This window comes from Acinetobacter sp. Z1, from assembly GCF_024296945.1.
GTDB classification, from domain to species: Bacteria; Pseudomonadota; Gammaproteobacteria; order Pseudomonadales; family Moraxellaceae; genus Acinetobacter; species Acinetobacter beijerinckii.
In genome coordinates this window covers 2,078,152-2,102,983 of the sequence record NZ_CP101115.1, presented here as the reverse complement: position 1 = coordinate 2,102,983, position 24,832 = coordinate 2,078,152, and the positions used below count along the sequence as shown (strand labels likewise).

The following is a 24,832-nucleotide window of genomic DNA, read 5'->3' as shown; positions in this document are numbered from 1 at the left end:
AAATATATAACAATGATTGAGAATTATTCGCAAATTGACTAGCATAAGCACCAAAGGTTTCATTGGCGCTTTAATATGTCTAATCTCAACACTCGTGTTGCCGCTATCATGCTATGCAGCGCGTTTCTACTGCCAGCTTGTGGTAATTCAAGCAATGATCCAAAGGAAAAAGTAGAAATCAAAGCTGCGCCAAAACTCAATAATGATGCTACAACTTATGCGAATGCAGCATGGAAGTTGATTAATGACATTGATCCGATTGTTTATAATAAACAGACAACTGAAATTGAAGAGAAGGTGAGAAAACCGCTACGTCAACTCAGTACTGACTGGCGAATTAATGTCAAAATGACTGACTCAGTCACAGAAGGCAAATATGCGCTATGTCGTAAAGCACTCACAAGCTTAGATACATGGGCGAGAGATGTAAAAGACAATGCTAATGTGTCTACTCAAAAACAAGCTGATTATGAACGTGATAAAGCGCAATGTAAGGATGCAATTGATAATCCTGCATTAGGCAATACCTCACCAAAATGAATCTGAGCGGTTAAAATTATAAATTGTAATGAAATAAAGAGGATAATCTGGATAATTGATTGACACCAATTATCCAGAAAACGTAGGATAAATTTCCTCAATTATGTAAGGTTCTATGGTTAAAAGCCAAGTTCTCATATGGATATTCCCAGTTTAATTTCAGAAACTTTTGGTCAATTTTCTCTAGCTTCAGCCCTCACTGGTGACGCTTTACTTTTATTTTTGTATGTTATTTTAGCCTTGTTTTTTTCGTTCCTCTGTTCGATTGCCGAGGCAACTTTACTAAGTATTACTCCAAGTTATATTGCGGGTTTAAAAGAAACTAACCCTAAAAAAGCTGAACGATTAAGACGTTTAAAAGAAGACAACATTGATCAGTCATTAGCAGCAATTCTTACTGTAAATACCATTGCACATACCGTCGGTGCGATTGGAGCTGGTGCCAAAGCAACTTCAGTATTTGGCCATGCATGGTTCGGTGTGTTTTCCGCAGTCATGACGCTATTAATCCTATTCCTTTCAGAGATTATTCCCAAAACACTTGGAGCAGTATACTGGCGTCAGTTGGCTTCTTTCACAGGTGTTTACGTTAACTTATTAATCAAGTCGATGTATCCCTTAATTATTGTCTCTGAGAAATTAACTAAACTCATTTCTGGCAATAAAAAAGCACAGCAATTTAGTCGCGATGAGTTTGTAGCGATGGCTGGGATAGGGAAAGAAGAAGGTATGCTGAATGATCGAGAATCTAAAATTATTAGAAATCTTTTTTTGTTCAAGTCTTTTGATGCCAGTACGGTGATGACCCCGAGAATTGTTTTATCTGCCTTGCAAAAAGATATAACAATTGATGAAGCATTATCGACGTCAACGATCTCTAATTTCTCACGTTTACCTATTTATGCCGATGATCTAGATCATATAGTTGGCTTTGTTTTACGTGAAGATTTACTTGTTGCGAAAAACCAAGGTAAAGGTGGAAATTCGATTAATGATTTCCGAAGAGAACTCATTACCGTTATGGCTAAAACACCACTTTCTAAATTAATGGAAATATTATTGGAGCAGCGACAGCATATTGCATTGGTGGTTGGCGAATATGGCGATACCAAAGGTGTCGTAACTCTTGAAGATGTTGTTGAAACACTTTTAGGAATTGAAATCCTTGATGAAGGTGACAAAGTTGAAGATATGCAGAAATTAGCAAGACAACTTTGGGAAAAGCGAGTTGAAAAAATGGGTATTCATTTAGAATCGCCTTTCAAATAGTTTTTTAATCAGTGCTAATACATAATTGGCATCGGGTTATATCACTTTCGCCTGTGTAATCATCTTTTGAACAATATTTAGATTACACAGGTTTTAATCCATTAAAGTACCTTTTGTAGATAAAACTTTTAATTTTTTTAAATCAATAACCTGTATTCTTTTAAAGCCTAATTGAATAATTCCTTGTTTTTCGAAAGCATTCAATTCTTGATTTACAGTTTGCCTAGAGACTGTCAGCATATTGGCAAGTTGATCTTGTGAGATTTGAATATTTAGATCTTGAATAGACGAGCGGTTGCCGTAACCTTCCAATATAAATAACAAGCGTTGAGCAAGACGCTGACTAATACTTTGAGTTTGAATCGCAATTTGCTCTAAAAAGACATAGCGAAGTTTTTGACTGGTAAGTAAGGCAAAGAAATACCAGTAATAAGGATTTTTTAACAAAAAATCTTTCAGTGGTTCTGCTGGGATTTGCAGAACAACGCTTTTTTTTAGTGCTATCGCATCATGCGAGCGTGGTTGCTGATCGATTAGAGAAATTTCGCCAAACCACATGATTGGCTCAGCAATTGCAGCAATGGCCTCATTGCCATTGACATCGATGTAACCCAAGCTAATCGAACCTTCAAGCACACCATATACACCATTAAATTGATCCTGAGCATGGAATACAGCGGCATTTTTTTCTATGACGAGTTTTTTGCCGTGCTCAACAACAAATTGCTGAAAAGGTTCCTCAAGATGGCTAAACCAAGAATTTTGCTGCAAATGGTGGATATAAATAGAGTCTAACACAGCATTTCCTTTCTCAAATATAAATCCATTTGTCAGCTAAATGACAACTTCATCTTTTGTTTTCTTATAGATTAATAACATATAGAAATAATCTGAGGAATGAGAAATGACAAATTTGGAGCGTCTACTGAGTCAATATGCGGCTTATCACTTAGATCGAAATAATATTTTGACCCATTTTATAGGGATTCCTTTAATTGTTTTTTCTATTTTATGTTTAAGCGCTCGTGCTGGTGTGGAAATTTCAGGCGTTTCAGTGACTTTGGCATCCATACTGATTCTATTAAGTACGATTTACTACATTTCGCTGGATAAGCTATTTGGAATTCTAATGCTGATTATATTCGTTGCAGCATATCCACTTGCAATCAAAATAGCTGCATTGCCGATGTGGAGTTGGTTAGGTATGAGTATTGGTATTTTTGTTGTAGGTTGGGTGTTTCAATTTATTGGGCATTATTTTGAGAAGAAAAAACCCGCATTTGTTGATGATTTAGTAGGTTTAGCAATCGGCCCTCTATTCGTGTTAGCAGAGTTCATCTTCTTACTCGGATTCCGCAAGCCATTACATCAACGTATTTTAAAAGAAGCTCAAATGAAACGTGCGGAAATGGATATGAAAACGCAAACAGTGTCTTAATTGATTTATTTCAACTTAATAAAGCCAAGTTCATAATTACTTGGCTTTTACATATAATGATTCTAAAAGTGTGACCTAATTGCTAAGCTTATTTTCAGTTTAGTTTGATGATTTACGATTAAAAAGAATATGACAGGAATTTATGAATATTGGTCTTTACCTAAAAAGTTAGAAATTAAATGTCCTTCTTGTATGGGTAAAGCTCATTTCGAATTTGCAAGAATAGCCAAGATAACACTCAAGAAAGATATCGAGTATTTCCAACAACATGCTGATTTTGAATATGAGCGCTTTCAGGATAGTTGCGGTGGTTATTGGCATGCGGCATTTTATTATCCAAATTTATCAATTCCGATTGAGCAAATTCAAGATCTACCTAAAGACTATGCCGCAACAGTTTGGCATTCACTTTATTCCAGACAAAGTCGTGGAGGAATCGTTTGTGAATCATGTAATTATCGACAAAAGCATCTATTAAATTGGCCGAATGATGCTTATTACACTGTGACGTATAAAGAGCAGGTTTTATGGGCATTTCATCGTGAGGCTGCTTTAGATTTATATCATTATCTAAATAAAAAATTGAGAGACCATAAACAATATCGACATTCATTCTTTTTATTACATATCCCAACTATTTTTAAGCAGAAAAAAGCGAGATTGCATGTCACGCAACAATTGAAAAAGTTATTGTTATAAGTTGTTTTTTTAATTTCAGTGGTAATTAAAAAATAAAAAAACCGCCAATCAGATCAAATTGGCGGTTTGGAAATCAAAACTTTGATTTATACGTTGAAGCGGAAGTGAAGAACATCACCGTCTTGAACGACATAGGTTTTACCCTCTAAACGCCATTTTCCTGCTTCTTTAGCGCCGTTTTCACCGTTGTATTGAATAAAGTCATCGTACGCAATACATTCAGCACGGATAAAGCCTTTTTCGAAGTCGGTATGAATCACACCAGCTGCTTGTGGCGCAGTCGCACCCACTTTAACTGTCCAAGCACGAACTTCCTGTACGCCAGCAGTAAAGTACGTTTGTAAGCCAAGTAAGCTATAACCTGCACGAATCACCACGTTTAGACCAGGTTCTTCCATACCCATTGCTTCCAAGAATTCAGCGCGATCTTCATCTTCTAATAATGAAATTTCAGCTTCGATTTGGTTGCAAAGCGGTACAACGATTGCATTTTCTTCAGCAGCAAGTTTTTTTACTGCGTCAAGATGTGGGTTGTTTTCAAAACCATCTTCTGCAACGTTGGCAATATACATGGTTGGTTTAAGTGTCATTAAACCAAAACCGCGAACTGCTTTACGTTCGTCATCAGAAAGGTCAGCGGCACGAGCTGGTTTGCCTTCATCGAGTAAAGGTTGGATTTTTTCTAGTGCTGCTTTGGTTGCGATTGCTTCTTTATCGCCACCTTTTGCTGCTTTAGTTAAGCGTAGTAATGCTTTTGCAACAGTATCAAGATCAGCAAGTGCAAGTTCAGTGTTAATGGTCGCGATGTCATCTAATGGGTCAATTTTACCATTTACATGAATCACATTTTCATCTTCGAAACAACGAACCACATGTGCAATTGCATCTGTTTCACGGATGTTAGCAAGGAATTGGTTACCCAAGCCTTCACCTTTAGATGCACCAGCAACCAAACCTGCGATATCAACGAATTCCATCGTAGTTGGAATAACACGTTGTGGTTTAACAATTGCTGTAAGTTTGTCTAAACGTGGATCTGGAACAGGGACAATGCCTGTGTTTGGTTCAATGGTACAGAACGGAAAGTTTTCAGCAGCAATTGCTGCCTTTGTTAATGCATTAAATAATGTAGATTTACCTACGTTTGGCAGACCAACAATACCGCAATTAAAACCCATGAAACCACTCACAAATGTGTTATTTAAAAATTGCTGCTGATTTTACATGAAAGCCATGACAAAGTCAGGTCATGGCGCGTGCGGATTTTTATTTCGGACTTAAACTTTGCGTTTATCCAGTTGTTTGGCAATATTATCACCTGTGACTTGTACCAACATCACCAAGACAATCAGCACTAAAATTACCGCCAGCATCACTTGCATATCAAAACGTTGATAGCCGTAGCGATAGGCGATATCGCCCAAACCACCTGCACCAATCGCACCTGCGATGGCAGAGGAACTGATCATGGTCACAATGGTCACGGTAAAACCTGCGACAATACCCGGCAAGGCTTCAGGGAGTAACACATGCCAAAGAATCTGTTTACGATTACAGCCCATTGCTTGTGCTGCTTCAATCAGACCTTGATCGACTTCACGTAGGCTGACTTCGGCAATACGGGCAAAGAACGGAATCGCGGCGATGGTTAAGGGCACAATCGCGGCCAAGACCCCATAGCTGGTGCCGACGATCCAACGGGTAAATGGAATCAAAGCCACCATTAAAATCAGGAAGGGCACGGATCGAGTGATGTTAATGACCCAGCCCAAAGGCTGATTAATTTTCTTGGATGGGTAAATCCCAAAATCTGCGGTACTGACCAAAATCAAAGCAATCGGCAGACCAATCAAAAAGGCCAGAATCGCTGAAACACCGACCATGATTAAAGTATCGGTCGTACCTGTGAGTAACAGATCAATGAGTTGATTGTACATAACCGACCACCTCAAGTTGTGTTATTGCAGGATGTTTTTCAAAGTGGGTGTGAGTTAAATCAAATTCCGAAGAGGGAACCCCGATAATCAATGAGCCAATGGTTCGTTGCTGAATGCTATTAATTTGGCTGTGGTAGATTTGAACGGGGCGATTAAAGCCATCCAATAGTTCGTATAAATCAGGTACCGATTTCGATTCACTGACATATTTCAGTTTTAAGATCTGATGTGTACTTTGGGGCAGAATGGTTTGACTCAGTTCAAAAGGTAAATTCACTTGTTCAAAATTGAGTAATTCCCGTGTGATCTGTTGTTTTGGATCGGAAAATACCGACCAGACTTGCCCAGACTCGATGATTTCACCATGATCAATCACCAGCACTTGATCGCAGATTTCCTGTATAACCTGCATTTCATGCGTGATCAAGACAATGGTTAAACCCAAGTCTCGATTGATCTGTTTTAACAAAGCGAGGATATTGGCGGTACTCTCAGGGTCGAGTGCCGAGGTAGCTTCGTCACAGAGCAGAATTTCAGGCTGAGAAACCAAGGCCCGAGCTATACCGACACGTTGTTTTTGTCCACCAGAAAGTTGAGCAGGGTAATCATTTCGCTTTGCTGCTAAGCCAACCAGCGTCAAGACATCACTGACCCGTTGTTCGATCTCAGCTTTGTCATAACCCGCAATACGGAGCGGTAAAGCCACGTTTTCCCACACCGTTTTGGCAGACATCAAATTAAAATGTTGAAAAATCATGCCAATTTTCTGCCGAGTTTTAATCAACTCGGCATGACTGAGTTCAGCAATATTTTGCTGATGAATCAAAATACTGCCTGTATCAATTGACTCCAGACCATTTAAGGTACGCAGCAGGGAGGATTTACCTGCACCACTTTTTCCGATAATCCCGACAATCTGTGCTTTAGGAATATCCACATTAATGTCTTTTAATGCATGTAAGCGTTGGCCCTGTACATCATAAAACTTATTCAAACCACGTATTTTCAGATGCGGGACTGAAAAATCGACCTGTGAACCAAAACTCACCATCATCGTTCTCCTTATTTCCAACCTGGGAACCACAACGTTGGACCGAAATCGCTATTCAAGGCTGCTTTAACTTTCGGTGAGTTTTGATAAATTTCGACAAACTTCTGTAGTTTGTTGTCTTTATCCTGATAATCATCACGCACCACAAATAAGATCGCATAACGCTTATTGGTATTGTCATCAAACAATAAGGCACTTTCAGGATCAGCCGTTTTGGCCAAGCGTAAGTAATGTGGATAGCCAAAAGCTAAATCAACATCATCAATGGCACGTGCAGTTTGTGGGCCTTCAACTTCGGTAAATTTCAAGTTCTTCGGATTTGCAGTAATGTCTTTCAGTGCAGAAAGGTGATTATTGCTGTCTTTCAGTTCAATCAGCTTAGCTTGTTGTAAAAGCAGTAGTGCACGACCTTGATTCACGGGATCATTGGGAATGGCAACAGTTGCGCCATTTGGGAGTTCATCAAAGCTTTTATATTTTTTCGAATAAAGTCCGACATGCGAAGCCGCGCCTGCAGCAAAGGATTTTAATTTAAACCCTGTTTCCTTAATCGCATTATCCAAGAAGGGCTGATGCTGGAAAAAGTTCGCATCAATGTCACCATGATTTAAGGTAATGTTCGGCGTATTCCAATCGGAAAACTCCACCAGTTTGACATTTAAACCCTGCTGTTTGGCTTCATCCGCAGCGACTTGTAGCGGATGTGCAAAAGACGGACTAATCCCAATCATCAGTTCACTGCTATGGTTCTGTCTTTGTTTATTCCAAATCAATAAGGCAATAATCGCAACAACGAAGACAAGGCCAATACCAAGCCATTTTTTAGAGGCTGTTTGAGCCATATATTTCTCCAATTCTTTTCTTAAATGTTAAGCACTAATTTCTTCAATTATTTTTAGGTCATCTGCGTTGTTATGCGTTCTACATCGGAACTGATTAGCAGGATGGCTTGCAGCTAAATGATCGCCTTGGGCAAACAGTTTGTTCCGCAGTGAACCTGTGGCATATTCAGTTTTATAACGTCCATGTTGCTGTAACTCAGGGATCACCAGTCGAATGAAATCATGGTGTGATTCAGGTGCAACCGTACGAGTCAGGTTAAAACCATCAATGCCAGTTTGATCGAGTAGCTCAATCAGATATTCTGCAACTTCCGTAGCACTCCCGACAATCAGTGGATAACGTCCACCCAAAACATGCTGTGCTTTTAAGTCATTTTTACTGATACGCTGTTCTTTAAATTTTTCATTGACGGAGGCAATGCTATTGCTCTTTTGATAAGGAATCGCTTCATCATCAGCAAACTTGGCAAGATCAATGCCGACGGAACTTGCATAATGCGCTAAACCTGCTTCTGGGCTGGCATATTGGCGATATTCAGCCAGTTTCTGTTGAGCAAGTTCATGTGTTTCAGCCACAACCACGGTAATGCCGACAAAGATTTTAATTGCATCTTCATCTCGACCTTGTTGCTGTGCTTGTAGTCGTATCTTATTAACTTGCTGACGAATTTTTTCAGGCTGATCACCGCCAATAAAGATACATTCGGCATGACGTGTGGCAAATTGCAGACCTTTCGGTGATGCACCTGCTTGGAAGAGTGTTGGGGTACGCTGTAGTGACGGCGCAACCTGAAACACTCCTTGGCTTTGGTAATATTGGCCTTGATGATTGATCGAGTGAACCTTATTAGGATCAGTAAAAACGCGCTGTTTTTTATCTTTCTTTAAGGCATCATTTTCCCAAGAGCCTTCCCAATATTGATAGCAAAGCTGTAAAAACTCCTCGGCCTGATCATAACGTGCATCATGATCTTTTAAGCCTTTTTGCCCAATTAGGCGTTCGGCACTATCCAAATAGCCGGTGACAATATTCCAGCCCAAACGACCTCGGGTTAAATGATCCAAACTGGCAAAACGCCGTGCAAATTGATAGGGCTGTTCATAGCTCAGATTGACCGTGACACCAAAGCTTAAATTTTGTGTGACCAAGGCCATTGCCGAAATCAGGGTCGATGGATCATGGCTTGGTAGTTGAATGGACTCTTTGAGGGTCAGATCAATCCCATTCTGATAGACATCATAAACCCCTGTAATATCAGCTAAAAATAAACCATCAAATAAGCCTTGTTCTAAGGTTTGTGCCAATTCAGTCCAATAATTCAGCTCATTAAAGCGATGTGATTGATCTCGTGGATGGGTCCATAAACCATGATTGATATGACCAACACAATTCATATCAAAGGCATTTAACAAGATTTTTTTAGCAGTCGTTTGACTCATTACAAAGTCCCCCGACGTGGAGGCAGAATGCCATTCAACACATAATTACCAATGAAGTAATATTTCCAACGTGCGGCATCATGCAAGGTGTGTACACGTGCATTACGCCAATGACGATCCAGCCCATCGGCACGTTGACTACCACGGCTACCTGCTAATTCAATCAGTTTCGATGAAGCCTTTAATGCAGTTTCCGTACTATGCGCACGAACTTTGGCGACATCAATTGAGGCTTTGGCTAAGGTCTCAGCATTCAACTCATATTTAGCAGCATCAACAGATCGAGCTGCTTGTTTAAGTAAAAGTTCGCTGGCTTTGACATCGGTTGCCACACGACCTAGTTCAGATAGGGTTAATGGATCTTGCGTCGCAGATTCAATATTGGCATCAATCCAAGGACGCGCCACACGTACACGTTCCAGTGTTTCTTCAAAGGCAGCACGGGCAATGCCGACTTCAATCGCAGCATGCATGATCTGGGCAAAGGGGCCAACCAGAGACAGTTGCTTAAAGGCGGTATCAAAAGCAATCACATCCTCTTTGGCAACAAAGACCTGATTAAACTTAACTGTGCCGCTGCCCGTGGTGCGTTGCCCAAAACCAGACCAGTCATCAATCAGTTCTAATCCTTGACTGTCTCTTTGCACAAAAGCTAAAAATTCATTGCCTGCTTCATCCACCACTAGGGTTGGAATACGGTGTGCAAACAAGCTGCCCGTGCAATAGAATTTTTCCCCTATGATTAGATAACCACTTTCGCTTGGGATTAAGGTAGTTTGTTTATGTGCTGAAGTGCGAGTTTTAAATTCAGCCAGTGCATTACCGAAACGAGCACCTTGCAACACTTCTTGATAGAGGCGTTTCTTTTGCTGTTCTGTCCCTGTATTCCGCAATACTTCTAATGCATAAAAATGATTCTGTGCAATCTGGCCGATTGAACCATCCGCACCACTAAACAGCGCAATCACTTTAGCTACGGTTAGACTCGAAACTTCTGCACCACCATACTGCTTAGGTACTGTAATCGCCCATAAACCTGACTGGCTATAGGCTTCGATTTCTCTAAATGGCAAGTTTCGATTGGCATCACGTTCAACTGCTGTTTGTTTAAACTGCTGACTCAGTTGCGTAGCAATTTCTAGGGCTTCGGCATCGTTTTGGATAATATGTACTGCTTTCATATTAGTTTTGGCAAAACCTTGTAATTCTTGATATGAGGTCATGATGATTTTCTCCTTAAATCCAAGCATGGCGGGCAGGGTGAGTACCATTGAGGTAATAGTCACCGATGGCATGGAATTTCCAACGCACAGGATCATGTAAGGTATGTACGCGAGCATTGCGCCAATGCTGATCAAGATTGTGTTGGCTCAGGCTGGCACGGCTTCCACCAAGTTCGAGTAATTTTTCTGAGATATGCAGAGCAGCATCATTGGCATAGATTTTGGCTTCCGCCACTAAAATAGAAGCGTGCGCGGCTTGTTCGGCAGAGATTTCTGTAAGTTGATCCAGTTCATCCAGATATTCGGCAGCATCATCCAGTAATAAAATCGCTGCATCGAGCAGGATGTTGAGCTTGCCAACTTCTTGTAGGGTGTAATGTTCTTCACTGGCTTTTTCTACACCTGAATCAATAATAGGACGTGCTTTACGAATGCTAGACAAGGTGTCATCAAAGGCTGCTTCGGCAATGCCAACATCAATGGCAACCTGTAAAAGTTGAGAATAAGCACCGCGAACATTTGGGGTGTCAGCAATAATGCGCTCATCAAAAAATAGTGCAGGATCAACGACAACATTGTGAAGTTTTACGGTTCCACTGGCTGTAGTACGTTGGCCAAAGCCATTCCAATCATTAATCACTTCAACACCATTTGCATGTCGATCAATGATCGTCAATACGATATAGCCATCTGGATGTAAGGCACGAATCGCTACCCAATCTGCAAAGCTGGTTCCTGTAGAGTAAAATTTTTCTCCATTTAAAAGATATTGACCATTTTCTAACGTTAAAGTGGTTTGGATGGCTTTAGTATCTTTTGAGTTTTTCTCTGGACCACCATTGGCGATGCGTTTACCTGCAAGAATTTCAGCGTAGATAAACTGTTTTTGTGCATCTGAACCTGTGATATTAATAAAATTTAAAAGACCGAATTGGTTTTGTGGAATTTGTCCAACATTCGCGTCTGCTTTACTCAAAATACGAAACACATGGGCCAAAGTTTTATTGGAAACAAAAGCCCCTCCGTATTGTTGTGGTACACGGATTCCACCTAAACCTTTTTGACTAAAATGAATGATTTGTTCGGTAGGTAGAATACGATTTTGATCCCGATCATTTCGATCTTCTAATGCAAAGTCAGCAACTTGATAGGCAGCGTTAATGGCCTGCTGATCATTTGAAATCAGTTGGGTTTTAGCTTGAATCACTGATTGATTACTGGACATGTGAGCACCTCTAATAGATAAGAGGAACTTTACAAAAGTTTTACTTTTCCACTAAACCATCAGTTTTGGTTTAGATATCATAATAATTGTTAAGCATTTATTATGAGAAAATTAACGTAAAAATAGATATTAAATAATATTAAAAAACAATAACTTGTGATTATTTTGAATTTAATGGTGATGTAAAAAAGAATATTTCTATGAAATAAAAGAATAATAACAACCAAAAAACATATAAAGAAATTTAGCCGAAATTAAAAAAGATAGAGCGAAAACGACATTGTAATCATTCACTTTTACTTCTAAAGTAAGGAAAACTTTATGTTTGAATGAATAGAAAAATAAATTTGGAGAATTTATGCGGGTTTTATACCAATTTCCTTTGTCTCACTATTGTGAAAAAGCTCGCTGGTTGTTAGATCATAAAGAATTGGACTATGTGGCACATAATTTAATTCCTGGTGTTCATCGGGCATTTACTTATCTAAAATCTGGGCAATATTTTTTGCCAATGCTAAAAGATGACAAACGATGGGTTGCTGATTCAACCAAGATTGCCCTCTATCTTGATGCGACTTACCCAGAGCATGCATTACTTAGACGTGATGAAAACCTACGCAAACAGGCACTTGAGATTGACCAACTTGCTGGTGAATTAGGTGTTCATGTTCGTCGTTGGACGCTAGCACAAGCACTTTCTATAGGTGATCATCCACTTGAAATTATGATGGGTGAGCAAGGTTATCTACGTCAATTTGAAAAAATATCAAAACCAATTCTAAAGAGTTTAGTTTCTACCAATTACAAACTGAACCCCGAAAAAGTTGAGAAATCTAAAGTAAGAATGACAGCGTTAATTACGGATTTAAATCAACGTTTGATCGACAATCAAGGACGTTATTTGGTCGGTGATCGTTTAGGTTTAGCTGATATTGCAGTTTGTTCGATTCTCGCGCCTCTGTTAGTGATCAAAGGAACGCCTTGGGAATTAGAAAATGATGACATTGAACAATTTTCAGGTGAACTAAAAGCATATCATGATTATTTACTAGACTTACCAATCGGGCAGTATGTACAGCGAGTTTATGCAACCGAACGCAATGCTCGTATTGATTGGCGTGGTCTCTAATCGATTCACGTAATCAATAGATATAACCCTGATTTTAAATCAGGGTTTTTTATGAGAAAGAAAATAGGAAAAATGTCGAAAAATTAAAAAATTAATGAACAATAAAAATAATTTTTAAAAGAATATTCGTTTTTATCCTGAAATATTAGAAATTATTGCCAAATTTACTTTAAAAAAACTGAAAAGAGGGAAATAATTATAGAAAGGCTTTGCTATCTTATATTTCAGGGTGTGATGGGGATCGAAACGAGTTGTTCAACTATTGGGAGATCACTTGAACAGTTGCTCAAAAGGTCTTGTTTCGGCTTTGGGACTAAGATAAATCACAAGTTTATCGGAATCATGTTTGTGTTATCCACGCAACATCGTCAAAAGTTAAACATTTGTTTTCCCTTGACCCTTAAAATTACTGAGTTCAAACAGTTCCGATAAAAACATAAATTTAGAGTGAGAACTGTAAGATGGAATTGGATCGTTTCGATAAACAAATTCTTGAAATTTTGACCCATGAAGATGTCAATCTAAATGAACTATCTGAACGAATTAATCTTTCTGTCAGTTCAGTTCATCGTCGTATTAAAAATCTAATAGAGTCCCAAGTGATGGGGCAACTCAAGCGGGAAATTAATTTTAATAAATTGGGTTTTAGTCTGCATATTCTTTTGCAGGTATCGCTCAGTAAGCATGATACTGAAACCTTTGATAAGTTTTTAGAAGAAATTGAAGATATTCCTGAAGTGACCAATGCATTTCTAGTGACGGGGCAGAGCGCCGATTTTATTTTAGAGTTGGTTGCGAGAAATATGGATGATTATAGTGAAATCTTACTACGCCGTATTGGTAAGATTGACAGCGTGGTGGCACTACATTCAAGTTTTGTGATTAAAGAATATAATGTATTTAACTGCTATAAACTTTTAAATAAGCTATAAAAAATGCATCTAAAAGATGCATTTTTTACTGAGCTAAATCAGTTAAGCATCAAGCTGAGCTAAAACTTCTTCAGTAAACTCCACGTTTGTATAAACGTTTTGAACATCATCAAGATCTTCGAGCATATCAATCATTTTCATGATTTGTTTAGCTTGATCAATATCATTGATTTCAGCTTTAGTCGATGGGCTCATGACTACTTCAGCATTGTCAGATTTTAATCCTGCTGCTGTAAGTGCATCTTGAACATCACCAAAACTTTCTGGGCTAGTAATGACTAAGATACTATCTTCATCGATCTCGATGTCATCAGCTCCTGCTTCTAAAGCGACTTCCATGATTTTGTCTTCTAAAGACACATCTTCAAAAGAAATTTCACCGCGTTTAGTAAACAAGTAAGCTACAGAACCATTAGTTCCTAAGTTACCATTGGTTTTGCTAAAACAGTGACGTACATCAGGAACGGTACGGTTTAAGTTATCAGTCATTGTTTCAACAATAACAGCAACACCACCTACACCATAACCTTCATAGGTTACTTCTTTTAAATCATCGTTATCATCACCACCAGCACCACGTTGAATCGCACGGTTAATGGTGTCACGCGTCATATTCACTGACAGTGCTTTTTCTACAACCGCACGTAAACGAGGATTACTCGCTGCATCTGGACCGCCCAATCTTGAAGCAGTCACAATTTCACGGATATATTTAGTAAAAACTTTACCGCGACTTGCATCTTGTTTAGCTTTACGATGCTTAATATTGGCCCATTTAGAATGACCCGCCATGGAAGTAACTCCAAAAATTAAAACTCAAAAAAGTGCGTGAATATTAGCATAGCGATAGTTTTGTTGAAAACTCTTGCGGACTACATTCAGAATTTAAAATATTGATCATCTTTCAAAGTTTGATCAAATGAATTATTTAATTTTTACATCGATACCAAACTCGGCATAAAGTTCTTTAATTTTTTCTAGATCTGTTTGCAAATCAGTTGGATAAATCTTGCCTAAAATACCACCTTGTTTTGTGCGTGCATTGGCATACATTAAAATAATAGGTACGTTGGCTGCTTTAGCAATATGCCAAAAACCCGAACGAATCGGTTTGCGTTCCTCTCCATTTTTTGCGCGTGTTGCTTCAGGTGCAATCACGAGGTTAAAACTTTCATTTTGGTTAAATAGTTCAACCATTTGCGTGACAATATCTTTACTTGATTTACGATCAACAGGAATGCCACCTAATTTTTCTAGAATTGGTTTCAGTGGACCCTTAAATAATTCTTTTTTGATAAGTGTATGAACTTTTAATTCTAGGATCTCAAATAAGGCCAGAGATAAAATTGTGTCAAGATTGGAGGTATGCTCAAAACCAATAATGACTTGTTTTTTTTCTAAAATTGTTGGATCAACATTATATTCCCAACCAGTTGCTTTAAAGATCGATTTTCCTAAAACTTTTCTCATATTTGTCTTCATAGCGAATGAATCAGAGCAGTGTAATACCAGAAATTGAGAAAATATATATCCAAAAAGCTCAAACAAAAACAAAACTTAGATGTGTATTTTATGTTTAAAATATGCTGCTGATCATTTTATATCTCAATAAAACACTAAGTTCTACAGGAAATTGTTCTTTCTATTTCACTCATTTATACAATTTCTTTGTCTGTAAGATTCTGAATATATTTAAAAAAATTATGAGATATTCTTGAAGTGTAATCTGGTGAATGCTTTTTTTATTGATTGAATTGAAAGCAAATAAAAATGCTAACAGATTTAATATAAAGAAATACTAGAGAAAACATGAAAAACGTGGATAATGTGATGGATTTCACAATAATGAAAAAATGATGTTTAGAATCTTGGGTAATTTGATCGTCTGTACGCTTTTCGTGATTGGTACCATACTTGTGGTGCTGGGTGTTGCATCATTTGATGTGATATTAATTGTCATGGCATTTGCATTGCTGTTTTCATCATATTTATTGGCATCAGAATTTCGGCTTAGCTTATTTAAATGGAATTAGTGATCGATGAATAGTAGTTAAGCTTAGGTTTCAAACTGACAATCTAAGTACACTATACCTAATTCATTCAATGCAAAATTCGATTGTTCTTGATGCGAATTAAGATATGAGAAATCCAAAAATTATTTGAATTTCAAATATTGATTTAAATACTTAATTTTCGATGATTAGTAAACTTTAGGCTGACCATCTAGTCTGGTTTTAAAACGACGATGGAACCACATATATTGTGTTGGACACATCTTGATCTGATTTTCCAAAATCAAATTTACTCTAGTCGCATCATGGACTTCATTATCACTCGGAAAATTTTCCAAAGCTGGTTCTAATAAAATTTGATATTGTGGATTTTGTATGCTGCCTGTGCGATAGAAAAATATTGGAATAGCAGCAGCCTTAGCAATTTTCATTAACCGTCTGTGCGAGGTTAAAGTCGCAGCTTGTATACCAAAAAATGGTGCCATAACGCCTTGTTTTAAACCAAAGTCTTGATCAGGACTGTACCAAACTGCATGACCAGATCTAAGATTTTGAATTAATCCTTTCATATCGTCTTTGGAAATTTGATTTTTATAAATTGTTTTTCGACATCGACTGATCATCATATCTAAAAGGGGATTATTCTGTGGTCTATACACAACATCCATATCAAAGAAACAACTGCTAACGAAACCACCTGCATCTAACAGTGTGGTATGACTACCTAATAATAAAATACCTTTTCCTTCGACTTTTTTTAAGTGTTCAAGTCCTTCAATATGAATTCGATTTTTGAACCATTTGGGACTATACCAAGCATTGAGCGCTTCGAACACGCCTAGAAATGCATTGAAAAATACTTCTTGAGCATCTGTTTGAATTTCTGATGGGCTTTTATCTGGAAAGCATAATTCTAAATTTCTAATCGTGGTTTTTCGTCTAGATTTTAAGGTCTTCCATGCCAGTTTTGATAATTTTTCAGCTAATCGCCATTGCAAAGCCCAAGGCAAAATTGCAAAAAACATTAACATTAAAATAGCGAACCATATTCCCCAATATTTAGGTAATAAAAATGACCAGCGAAACTCACCTGTTGTATATTGAGTTTTTAAATTCATGATGACGAGTTTCATAAGCAAAACTCATCAGCCTAACATAATTAGAAAACGAATATCGGTCTATATTTTGAGATAGTCTAAGCACAGCTTTTATTGATTAGAAATAACTCTTAATCATTTCAATAAATTCAATCATTACAATTGTGTGCATCCAATTATTGAGGTTCTTGTCTTGGTGCAGCATTCATTTCATGCCTTACCGTGCTTATATTTTCGTATATAACTTTTCGTAATCTATTGATAGCGCCTAAAGGTTTATGATCTGGTAAAGCATGCCATGGTGTAAATGATAGATTTTCACAGAATTTGTTTTGTTCAGGTGTATCAAATACTTGTTGTGGAATACGGATTGTAGCAACAGTATAAAAAGGTGCTTTATTCTCTTTCCATTCAGTCATTGAATCTTCAATTAACATTTTAGGTGAAGTTCTTGGCTGTATTAAAAACTCCATACAAGCATCATGATTGTTGAGTTCATTTCGCAGTGCTTCGCGTAAAAAGTTTTGATCTGGTTTATTTGGAATTTTGTCTGTACCATGTGAGCATGCTCTAACCGAATACTTAACTGCTTCACGTTCTGCTCCTAATCCGAGTTGATAGGGAACCATGGACCAATATCTTGCTTGCAAAGGATTTGCAATTTTTGAACTTGCTGCCTTTACAGCATTTATGGTTCCTTTCGCACCTAGTGCGATGGGAATATGCAGTTTTTTTAATAAGCTTTCACTATTAACATCCTGTATAAATGACTGATAACGTTTAGGATCATTCACAAAAAATACGGGATGATTAATCATGATGAAATCTTGAGTATTTGCGTCTGGCTCACTTTCTAAAACTTTTTTGCCTGTAACGCCTAAAACTTTGATCGCTATTCCTCTAGCATCTTTTTCATAATCTGGTTTTTTTGCATCTCCAGAGGCATTCGAAAAACGAATCCAAGCTGAGTAAGTTTTATTGGGAATAAACATACCTTTAGCAAAACGTTCATTTAGATCACTTTTGACTTGAAACGTGGCTCGAACACAGCCATGTGCTTTTGGATGGGCATCTCGAAGTGCATGACCTAATGAATATTGTTGACGTATAGATTGTTCAATAATTGCTGAAATTTGTTCAGCCATCATTTTTTCATTTGGTTGTAATGCTTCACCCAAATCTTTATCAATATTTGGATAAATAATTTTATTACGATTCGCAATCGTAGTTTTTGTTAAAATATCAGTTTGTGCAGGAGAGGTCGCATAGCATCCTGTTACGAGTAATAAAAAAGGAGAGGCCACTGCAAATAATTGAAAATATAATATTTTTCTTATCATGTGTGTAATCTCTACTTTGACTTATTCAATTATTCCAACGATTTTCAGCCAAACTTTATCGTTCTCAGTTAGCTTTCTATATACTGTTGATTCACTGCTTTATTTTGAGGCAATTTTAATTTTTTTGCGTTGTAAATTTTGTATCTTTCATTAGACTAATTAAAAAAAGGGATTAGCCTTTAATTTTTAAAGCGAAATTATTCTAGTTATTGAACTAAAAAATATCTTTTCTGATTATTATTGAAAGTTAGATAATGACGATAAGCAGAATCTAAATCTTAGAAATGAAATTGGATCTTTAAAATGATAGAACTCACAAAAGAAAAATTAGAAAGCATACTGGATTCTTGTATGAAAACTACCCAAGGTCCTTGGATTTCATATGTAGAGGGACGAGATCACGAGAGTGGTTCAAGCTTTATAATGACAGGGGCTGAAGATATTGAACTCACAGGAGCAACTATTGCTGATCAAGATTTTATCGCGAGTGCCAAACAAGATATTCCTTTATTGGTTATGGAAATTTATAGGCTTCAAAACCTTTTAGCCATTAAATAGTTTATAACTTTAGTTCAACAGCTTATACAGTATTTTGTTTGAGAAATTCTAATAATCTAATCAGAGATTTGCTGTAGCTGGTGTGCTTGCCAAAAAGGGCTATTACTCCATCTTTGTTCTTGTCTGTAAATCGAAAGCCTCCGATTTTCGTATGTTCGAAGTATATGATTTAATTCAGTTGTGTATTTAATCTCCTCAGTTGCATTTTTACTAGATAAAATGACTTCTGCGGCTTTCATTCCTGTGTAAATTGCATTAAATAAACCTTGACCTGCGATTGGATCGAAAGCTAATAAGGCATCACCGCAAGCAACCCAATCTTTTCCAAATGATTTTTCTAGCCAGCAACTTCTTGCATCATGTGAGAAAATATCTTTTCCGAATTCTAGTGCACCAAACAATTCAGAAAGCCCTAAGTTAGTTTGAATCATTTGTTGCCATTGATTCGCATCTTGATGGAATTTTGAAGCAATTTTAGGTATAGTATGAAATCCCATTACCCATTGTTTATCGGTCATTTTACCTGTGTATATCCAACCATATTTATGGGCTGAAAGGATCGTGCGATTAAGCTGATGATTTTTTTTAGGTAAGCAAGTTCGGTATAAGGCGACTAAGGGAAGACCACGATTACGTTGCACACCCAGCAGCTTTACAATTTTTGCACTACGACCAGTCGCATCTACAATCCATTTAGCTTTGATCTTTTCTCCATTTTCTAATTCTATTTCCCAATTATTTTCTTTTTTTTGTAGATTAATGATATTTGAAGCATAAAAGTTTGTACCACTGGTGAGTGCTGCCTCTCTTAACTGTTGATCAAATGTCTTTCGATTAATTCTAATTCCTAATCCGTAAGGGTCATGAATAAAATCTGTAATAGAACTAAAGTCGCTGCCCCAAAAAGAGATGTTACCGCCAACACGTTCAGAATAAGATGTTTGAAAATTAGATTTAGAGCTTAAATTTTCGATAATGGCCTCTAAGCCCAGCTTTTTTAATAAGCGAATAGCTGCGCTAGGTAATGTTTCGCCAAATTTATTAGTATTACTTACGGGTCTATCTATCAACATGACATTTAGACCCGCCAAAGAAAGTTGCCGAGCAACAATACAGCCAGCAGGACCGCTTCCAGCAATACAAACATCAATATTGGACAAGTTCATATCAACGCTTTTGAACGCGGACTGAACGGAATGCTTGTAATTGTTCATGACTTGCCCAGCCAGCTTTTTCAAGATCATTCAGTGGATGAGGTTTGCTTTGAAGCAAATGAGACGCATATTCTGCTGACTCTTTTAATTTCCCAGCAATTAAGGTTTCGACATATAAATATTCAGGAATATCAGGATCGTTTTTTAGACCTGGACGTATTTCAACGATGCCGAGTTCATTAAAATGCTCAATCATTCGCATCATCACATCTGCAACATTGGCATCCATGATTGATCTTAACCAGTTTTGACGTTGATTAAAGGCAGCAATACGCTGTTCTCTTGGAAGTTTGTCATTGATCACTTGTTGATAATCGACTTCAGTCAAGACATGATTTGGAACTCTTGCTGCCCAGAATGTAGGTAAGTAAGGATCATAGTCAGGATCATATCCTGATCGGCAAAATGCAGTATCACCTTGCCATGGGACCGCCATCCAACGGGTAATGCTTCCTGGAATTTGACCATATAAAGGACCATCTACTTGTTGCACTTTGATTGGAGTCATGGTCGAGCCATAATTTGGTTCCACATCATTTATTCGTGAGCGAATACGGAAAGGGGAGCTATATAGACTGGCATGACGCATTGGCCAAGTCATTTCACAACCGGGATGGAACGTATCCGCTAAACAATAATGTAACGCTGCCTGATCAAGCATATTCGGTTGTTGTGCGAGTGGAACTTTATCGATTGAGGTCTCAGGTTTGCAGTTTTCAATTGACCAATCATTCAGAAATTTACCTTCAACCCAATGACGGAGTAATGCTTCTTGCAAACCTGTCATGGTGAGCATATTGCCAGTTCCACTTTCAGAAAAGCTACCAAAAGCATCGCCATAGATCCAAGGCCAAACATGAGGCCACGCCACAGGCTCAGCGACTACTGGTTTAGATGGTCTGAAACTATGAAAAATTGCGCGACGTAATTCTGTGTATGGGTCAGAACCGCCTTGTTTAGGTTTAAAAGACAATTTAGAAAGTAAGTCTGGATTATTGAAATCCATTGGACATCCTTTACCAAAATATGCCGCATAACCTTTATTTACCCACTGTAAGCCTCCTAACCGTTTGAGTAATGGTAAAATGTCATGAGTGAAAGAAGGGGTTTCTGGCATAGTCATCCAACCAGCATTGACATATACATCACACATTAAGTCATACATTGTTCTCCAACTAACAACGTCAGGAGCGTAATTAGGTGGAGCAACAACAACCCAAGCTGATTCAACTGGAATAGACACACCATTGATAGATACCGTTGCCGTTACTGGCCCATCTGAAGTGTCGTCATACCAATCATCCGCATTATTAAAACTTGGCGGATTATCTGGGTCGTATACAGGAGCATTGGTCGGCGAGGCTGATTTACCATGTCCACCTAAAAACAGTAATCTGCCATTTTCATCCGTTTGGATCTCACCTAATGGCACAATCACTGGTTGTTGTGCCGCAGCTTGAAAAGTTCCTGTATCAAATCGATGCTCTGTACCCCCAATCGTATTTCGACCAGAAATACTACGCGGACCAGGATCAATCGCTAATTTTTTTCTATCTTTGACTTTAGGATTGCGAAGTGTGAAGGCATTATCTGGGGCATTGACTGCTTCAGGTATATCGAGTGCATATTGAAATTGATACCATTGAGATTTTCGGTTTGCAACATGTACTGTCCAAATTATATCTGCATTGTCTGGATTTAGTTCGCGAACAACTTCACCCGCGGCGTTATAACCATAAATTCGGAAGCGAGCAGCTTGGCGTTTTATCGCACCTGTCTCATCTCTAAAGTTATTTGGTTTTTGATTTGGATCTGATAAAGCATCAACAATTTCAGGGCCGATAAAAAACTCTGTTTCACTATCGCCAACTCTAGCAATACCGATTGCAGGATGGATCGCTGCGCGAACAATATACGTATCTATTGCTGTAGCAGGTGAAATTAATGGACGAGGAACATCTGGTTCTGAAAGTGGTACACCATTTACATTACGACGTAATTCAGCCGATGCTGCATAAACAACTTTACGTGCTTCTGCAATTGAACCAACAGGCGCATGTTCTTGAGTTACACGCCAAATATTCATTGCTAGATTTTCACCATATTCAGCTTGACCACGTGCAGAAATATCTTGAATAGGAATAACAATATCAGCAACATGAATAGGTGGACTAAGATCCTCAGACCAAACAACTGTTGCCTCATCCAATGGCATTCTTTCAGGGTCAGTTCTAAGCTGAATCATAAAACGAAAACGCGTTTCAGATTGAGATAGACGTTGAACAAGATCTTGACCCAAATAAGAAGGGTCGTTTGGAGAGTGGGTAGGTGGGTCTAAATAGAATGTAGGTTCCAATTTATATTTTACATATTGATTCTCTCCAAAATGGAATGGTAAACCACTCCAATATGGTGAAACTAGAACACTGGCAACTGGTTTTGCCATAGCATCAAGTAATTCTGATGTTTTCGGATGAGCGTTTAGATAAGGAGTATAATCACCATCTACCACACCAGCTTTAGTGAACTCACACATATCTTTGGCTGTATCAACAAAAAAAGCATCAAAGTTTTGCATGATAAAATCAAAAGTATCGGCATGAGGATTGCCGAGAAGTTTCTCACCATCAACATCAAATAATTTAATTCCAATACCTAATGTTGATTTGAAATCGGTACTGGTTGGTGTGGTATCAGAAGAAAAACGAATCCAAGCGGGATATTTTTTCTTTGTCTCCGCGAATAGACCAATGCGTAAATTCTCAGGTAAATCATCTCGAATAATAAACTCAGCCGCTGCTAGGCCATGCGCTTTTAAAAAAACCGGTCGCATGGCAGGGCATTGACCTTTTACAATTCGTCCAGCTTGTACCATGTCTACAAACATATTTTTTAATGATGTAATTGGATCTTGTGAGCAATCGACACAGGAGGTGACATGCGTTGAGGATGGTTTATCCATTATTATATTCCTTATTATTTTTAAAGTATTTTATATTTGCAACGATCAAACTACAGAAAAGATATTCTTTGGTCAATATTTATGCTTAAAAATAGAATATTTATTTAATAATACTTATGCGTTGAATTTTTTCTAAAGATAATGTTAATTTAAAATTAAATAAATTTTAATATGCTGCTAATATTTAAAATGATAGTTTAATTAATATTAGCAACATGTGGTAATTGATTGGTGCAGGTATGATATATTGAAAAATTTTACAATCTAATTGTTAGTAATAACTAGCAACAATCACAGCGCTTTTTTCGTCATTTAGTTTTTCAAAGGATATCTCATTTATAGAGTTTTTTTGTGAACTGGTGTTTAAATCATTGTTAGATATTGATTCTGTATTGATTTTTTCTTGAATTTTGTTGATTGCTTCACAATCTTTATTGGTGTGATTAGAGAAACAAGTATCTTCAACAATATTTCCATTAAATTGAATTGTGTTTGCAGAATATGTAGTTGCTGAAAATACAGCTACTATCGATATTAATAATGATTTTGATATATTTTTATACATGATTATATTCCTTAGTATCATTTGTTATTATTAATTAACATGGAATTTATTGTTAAGGCAATATTAAAATAATACTTTGATTAAATAAACTTTTAAACTGTGATGGGATTATTGTTTTTATGGAATTATATTAAATAATTGAAATTTTTAATTTGTTAACTAAGTCACATATTTAATATGTTTCCAATTTAATGAATATGAAGTGAATTTGATCGCTTGAAGTTATTTAATTTAAGCAAACCCAATCATTTGATTGGGTGGAATAGCTAGAATTTATATCTCATTACCACATTTGTCTGTTACGCCTTGTGGATAGCTGAACTGTAAGGCATTTCGGTCAGTGATTAGCTCGGATGAAAATTCTAATCCTGCTAGTTTCTCAGAGAATGTACCATCCCTATCAGAACTAACCGAGCTACGAATATCAAAACCTATATTTTTCAATGGAGCAGGGAGTGTTCCTTGATACCCCTGATCAACACCATTGATAATAAAACCGACCTGTTTAGTATTTTGGTTGATATAGATACCTAAACGATGATATTTGCTTTGATAGTCGGTCATTTTATTGTAGTAATAGGCAACTGAAGTATACTCAGTATCATCACTACTTGGGTAACCAAGCATAAATAATACGGATGGTGGGTTTTCACCGAAATCAGGATCAGCGGCACCTGCCATGAAACTATATCCTGAGCTTACGACATATCCATTTTCAGAGATTCCACTAAAATTAATATCTGCGAAATAAGATGAACCTGGTTCTCCGTAATAACCACCATTAAGAGGAGCTGCGGGAATGTCTATTTGCATTTCTAATGTAAGAATCCCCGTGTTAGGTAAAGGTAGATCACCTAAGTTATCTAACAATGGGGACTAAATTCTTCATAGTTGCTTGATTTTTTAGTCTTTTCCTACTTGTTGGTAATAAGTAAAAATACTTAAAATTACTGTACTCAGAATCATTAATTGAAAAATATGGAGGGGCAACAGTTAAGCTAAATTTTTGTCCATTGATTGCAGGAAATAGACCGATCAGGTAATCTGAATTTTGATTGTTCCATAAATTATCATAATCTTCTTGTGTTGCATCAAAGTTATACTGACACATTTGTGGTTGGCTGAAATTACGTAAACTAAAGCTTGTGGATGTTGTAGCCATGTATTGAGCACTGGCATTATTTTGCAAATTATTCTGATTTTCACCACAGCCAAGCAGGGCTAAGCTAAGTGCGACTAAACTCAGTTTTTTTATTGATTATTCCTTTTGATTAAATGATTTAAGGTTTTTTGTCAAAGTAAGGCTAAAAGCCAAGTTTTTAATAAAATTAGCTATTAATGAAATTTAGAGATTTAAAA

General features: G+C 37.4%; 22 protein-coding genes and 1 pseudogene. 7 read left to right on the top strand and 16 right to left on the bottom strand.

Annotated features, from left to right (window positions below):
* The first annotated feature begins 75 nt into the window (after nucleotides 1-75).
* Together NGC85_RS09820 and NGC85_RS09815 are read left to right on the top strand one after the other, a co-directional pair.
* Nucleotides 76-540: a hypothetical protein gene (locus NGC85_RS09820; RefSeq protein WP_254730669.1), complete on the top strand. Its 465-nt coding sequence runs from the start codon at nucleotides 76-78 to the stop codon at nucleotides 538-540.
* A 138-nt stretch (nucleotides 541-678) separates the two neighbouring features.
* Nucleotides 679-1,809: a CNNM domain-containing protein gene (locus tag NGC85_RS09815; RefSeq protein WP_254730666.1), complete on the top strand. Its 1,131-nt coding sequence runs from the start codon at nucleotides 679-681 to the stop codon at nucleotides 1,807-1,809.
* A gap of 93 nt (nucleotides 1,810-1,902) precedes the next feature.
* On the opposite strand, the gene NGC85_RS09810 is transcribed toward NGC85_RS09815, so the two are convergent.
* A complete protein-coding gene (locus NGC85_RS09810) occupies nucleotides 1,903-2,607 on the bottom strand; it encodes a Crp/Fnr family transcriptional regulator (protein WP_254730663.1) in 705 nt (234 codons plus the stop codon).
* Between the two features lie 106 nt (nucleotides 2,608-2,713).
* Here NGC85_RS09810 and NGC85_RS09805 point away from each other — a divergent pair, with 106 nt between their 5' ends.
* The gene (locus NGC85_RS09805; RefSeq protein WP_254730660.1) at nucleotides 2,714-3,247 is read left to right on the top strand and encodes a DUF962 domain-containing protein; all 534 of its coding nucleotides are present in this window, start codon (nucleotides 2,714-2,716) and stop codon (nucleotides 3,245-3,247) included.
* 129 nt (nucleotides 3,248-3,376) lie between these two features.
* Nucleotides 3,377-3,946, top strand: a complete 570-nt coding sequence (locus NGC85_RS09800; protein ID WP_254730657.1) for a hypothetical protein — start codon at nucleotides 3,377-3,379, stop codon at nucleotides 3,944-3,946.
* A gap of 86 nt (nucleotides 3,947-4,032) precedes the next feature.
* Here NGC85_RS09800 and ychF read toward each other — a convergent pair whose 3' ends face one another.
* The 7 genes from ychF to NGC85_RS09765 all read right to left on the bottom strand — a co-directional run bounded on the left by ychF (nucleotide 4,033) and on the right by NGC85_RS09765 (nucleotide 11,664).
* On the bottom strand, nucleotides 4,033-5,124 hold the full coding sequence (gene ychF / locus NGC85_RS09795) for a redox-regulated ATPase YchF (RefSeq protein ID WP_125501745.1): 1,092 nt from the start codon (nucleotides 5,122-5,124) through the stop codon (nucleotides 4,033-4,035).
* A 99-nt stretch (nucleotides 5,125-5,223) separates the two neighbouring features.
* A complete protein-coding gene (locus NGC85_RS09790; protein WP_005062303.1) occupies nucleotides 5,224-5,883 on the bottom strand; it encodes a methionine ABC transporter permease in 660 nt (219 codons plus the stop codon).
* The gene (locus tag NGC85_RS09785) at nucleotides 5,864-6,934 is read right to left on the bottom strand and encodes a methionine ABC transporter ATP-binding protein (RefSeq protein ID WP_254805586.1); all 1,071 of its coding nucleotides are present in this window, start codon (nucleotides 6,932-6,934) and stop codon (nucleotides 5,864-5,866) included. The genes NGC85_RS09790 and NGC85_RS09785 overlap by 20 nt, the downstream gene beginning before the upstream one ends.
* A gap of 11 nt (nucleotides 6,935-6,945) precedes the next feature.
* Nucleotides 6,946-7,776: a MetQ/NlpA family ABC transporter substrate-binding protein gene (locus NGC85_RS09780; RefSeq protein WP_254730654.1), complete on the bottom strand. Its 831-nt coding sequence runs from the start codon at nucleotides 7,774-7,776 to the stop codon at nucleotides 6,946-6,948.
* A 27-nt stretch (nucleotides 7,777-7,803) separates the two neighbouring features.
* Entirely contained in the window at nucleotides 7,804-9,216 is a 1,413-nt protein-coding gene (locus NGC85_RS09775) for an LLM class flavin-dependent oxidoreductase (protein ID WP_254730651.1), read from the bottom strand.
* The gene (locus NGC85_RS09770) at nucleotides 9,216-10,439 is read right to left on the bottom strand and encodes an SfnB family sulfur acquisition oxidoreductase (protein WP_254805585.1); all 1,224 of its coding nucleotides are present in this window, start codon (nucleotides 10,437-10,439) and stop codon (nucleotides 9,216-9,218) included. The genes NGC85_RS09775 and NGC85_RS09770 overlap by 1 nt, the downstream gene beginning before the upstream one ends.
* Nucleotides 10,440-10,452: 13 nt before the next feature.
* A complete protein-coding gene (locus tag NGC85_RS09765; protein WP_254730648.1) occupies nucleotides 10,453-11,664 on the bottom strand; it encodes an SfnB family sulfur acquisition oxidoreductase in 1,212 nt (403 codons plus the stop codon).
* Nucleotides 11,665-12,022: 358 nt separating this feature from the next.
* Here NGC85_RS09765 and NGC85_RS09760 point away from each other — a divergent pair, with 358 nt between their 5' ends.
* A complete protein-coding gene (locus NGC85_RS09760) occupies nucleotides 12,023-12,793 on the top strand; it encodes a glutathione S-transferase family protein (RefSeq protein ID WP_169111045.1) in 771 nt (256 codons plus the stop codon).
* 461 nt (nucleotides 12,794-13,254) lie between these two features.
* The gene (locus NGC85_RS09755; RefSeq protein WP_005054548.1) at nucleotides 13,255-13,725 is read left to right on the top strand and encodes an Lrp/AsnC family transcriptional regulator; all 471 of its coding nucleotides are present in this window, start codon (nucleotides 13,255-13,257) and stop codon (nucleotides 13,723-13,725) included.
* A gap of 42 nt (nucleotides 13,726-13,767) precedes the next feature.
* Here NGC85_RS09755 and NGC85_RS09750 read toward each other — a convergent pair whose 3' ends face one another.
* The 4 genes from NGC85_RS09750 to NGC85_RS09735 all read right to left on the bottom strand — a co-directional run bounded on the left by NGC85_RS09750 (nucleotide 13,768) and on the right by NGC85_RS09735 (nucleotide 18,174).
* On the bottom strand, nucleotides 13,768-14,517 hold the full coding sequence (locus NGC85_RS09750; protein ID WP_005054547.1) for a YebC/PmpR family DNA-binding transcriptional regulator: 750 nt from the start codon (nucleotides 14,515-14,517) through the stop codon (nucleotides 13,768-13,770).
* Between the two features lie 132 nt (nucleotides 14,518-14,649).
* The gene (locus NGC85_RS09745) at nucleotides 14,650-15,207 is read right to left on the bottom strand and encodes a 1-acyl-sn-glycerol-3-phosphate acyltransferase (protein WP_005062287.1); all 558 of its coding nucleotides are present in this window, start codon (nucleotides 15,205-15,207) and stop codon (nucleotides 14,650-14,652) included.
* Between the two features lie 718 nt (nucleotides 15,208-15,925).
* On the bottom strand, nucleotides 15,926-16,855 hold the full coding sequence (locus tag NGC85_RS09740; RefSeq protein WP_254805584.1) for a lauroyl acyltransferase: 930 nt from the start codon (nucleotides 16,853-16,855) through the stop codon (nucleotides 15,926-15,928).
* A 155-nt stretch (nucleotides 16,856-17,010) separates the two neighbouring features.
* Nucleotides 17,011-18,174, bottom strand: a complete 1,164-nt coding sequence (locus NGC85_RS09735) for a catalase family protein (RefSeq protein ID WP_254730645.1) — start codon at nucleotides 18,172-18,174, stop codon at nucleotides 17,011-17,013.
* Between the two features lie 351 nt (nucleotides 18,175-18,525).
* Between NGC85_RS09735 and NGC85_RS09730 the strand changes: the two genes are divergently transcribed.
* Nucleotides 18,526-18,732 carry a hypothetical protein gene (locus NGC85_RS09730; protein ID WP_254730643.1) on the top strand — a complete coding sequence of 69 codons (207 nt, stop codon included), beginning with the start codon at nucleotides 18,526-18,528 and terminating at the stop codon, nucleotides 18,730-18,732.
* 56 nt (nucleotides 18,733-18,788) lie between these two features.
* Here the strand turns inward: NGC85_RS09730 and NGC85_RS09725 are convergent, their stop codons facing one another.
* From NGC85_RS09725 to NGC85_RS09710, 4 genes and pseudogenes are all read right to left on the bottom strand, one after another.
* Complete coding sequence (locus tag NGC85_RS09725) at nucleotides 18,789-19,898, bottom strand: FAD-dependent monooxygenase (RefSeq protein ID WP_254730640.1); 1,110 nt, start codon at nucleotides 19,896-19,898, stop codon at nucleotides 18,789-18,791.
* Between the two features lies 1 nt (nucleotide 19,899).
* Nucleotides 19,900-22,908: a LodA/GoxA family CTQ-dependent oxidase gene (locus tag NGC85_RS09720; RefSeq protein ID WP_254730637.1), complete on the bottom strand. Its 3,009-nt coding sequence runs from the start codon at nucleotides 22,906-22,908 to the stop codon at nucleotides 19,900-19,902.
* Nucleotides 22,909-23,179: 271 nt separating this feature from the next.
* On the bottom strand, nucleotides 23,180-23,473 hold the full coding sequence (locus tag NGC85_RS09715) for a type 1 fimbrial protein (protein WP_254730635.1): 294 nt from the start codon (nucleotides 23,471-23,473) through the stop codon (nucleotides 23,180-23,182).
* A 273-nt stretch (nucleotides 23,474-23,746) separates the two neighbouring features.
* A pseudogene (locus tag NGC85_RS09710) lies at nucleotides 23,747-24,728 on the bottom strand (DUF4882 family protein).
* Between the last annotated feature and the right edge of the window lie 104 nt (nucleotides 24,729-24,832).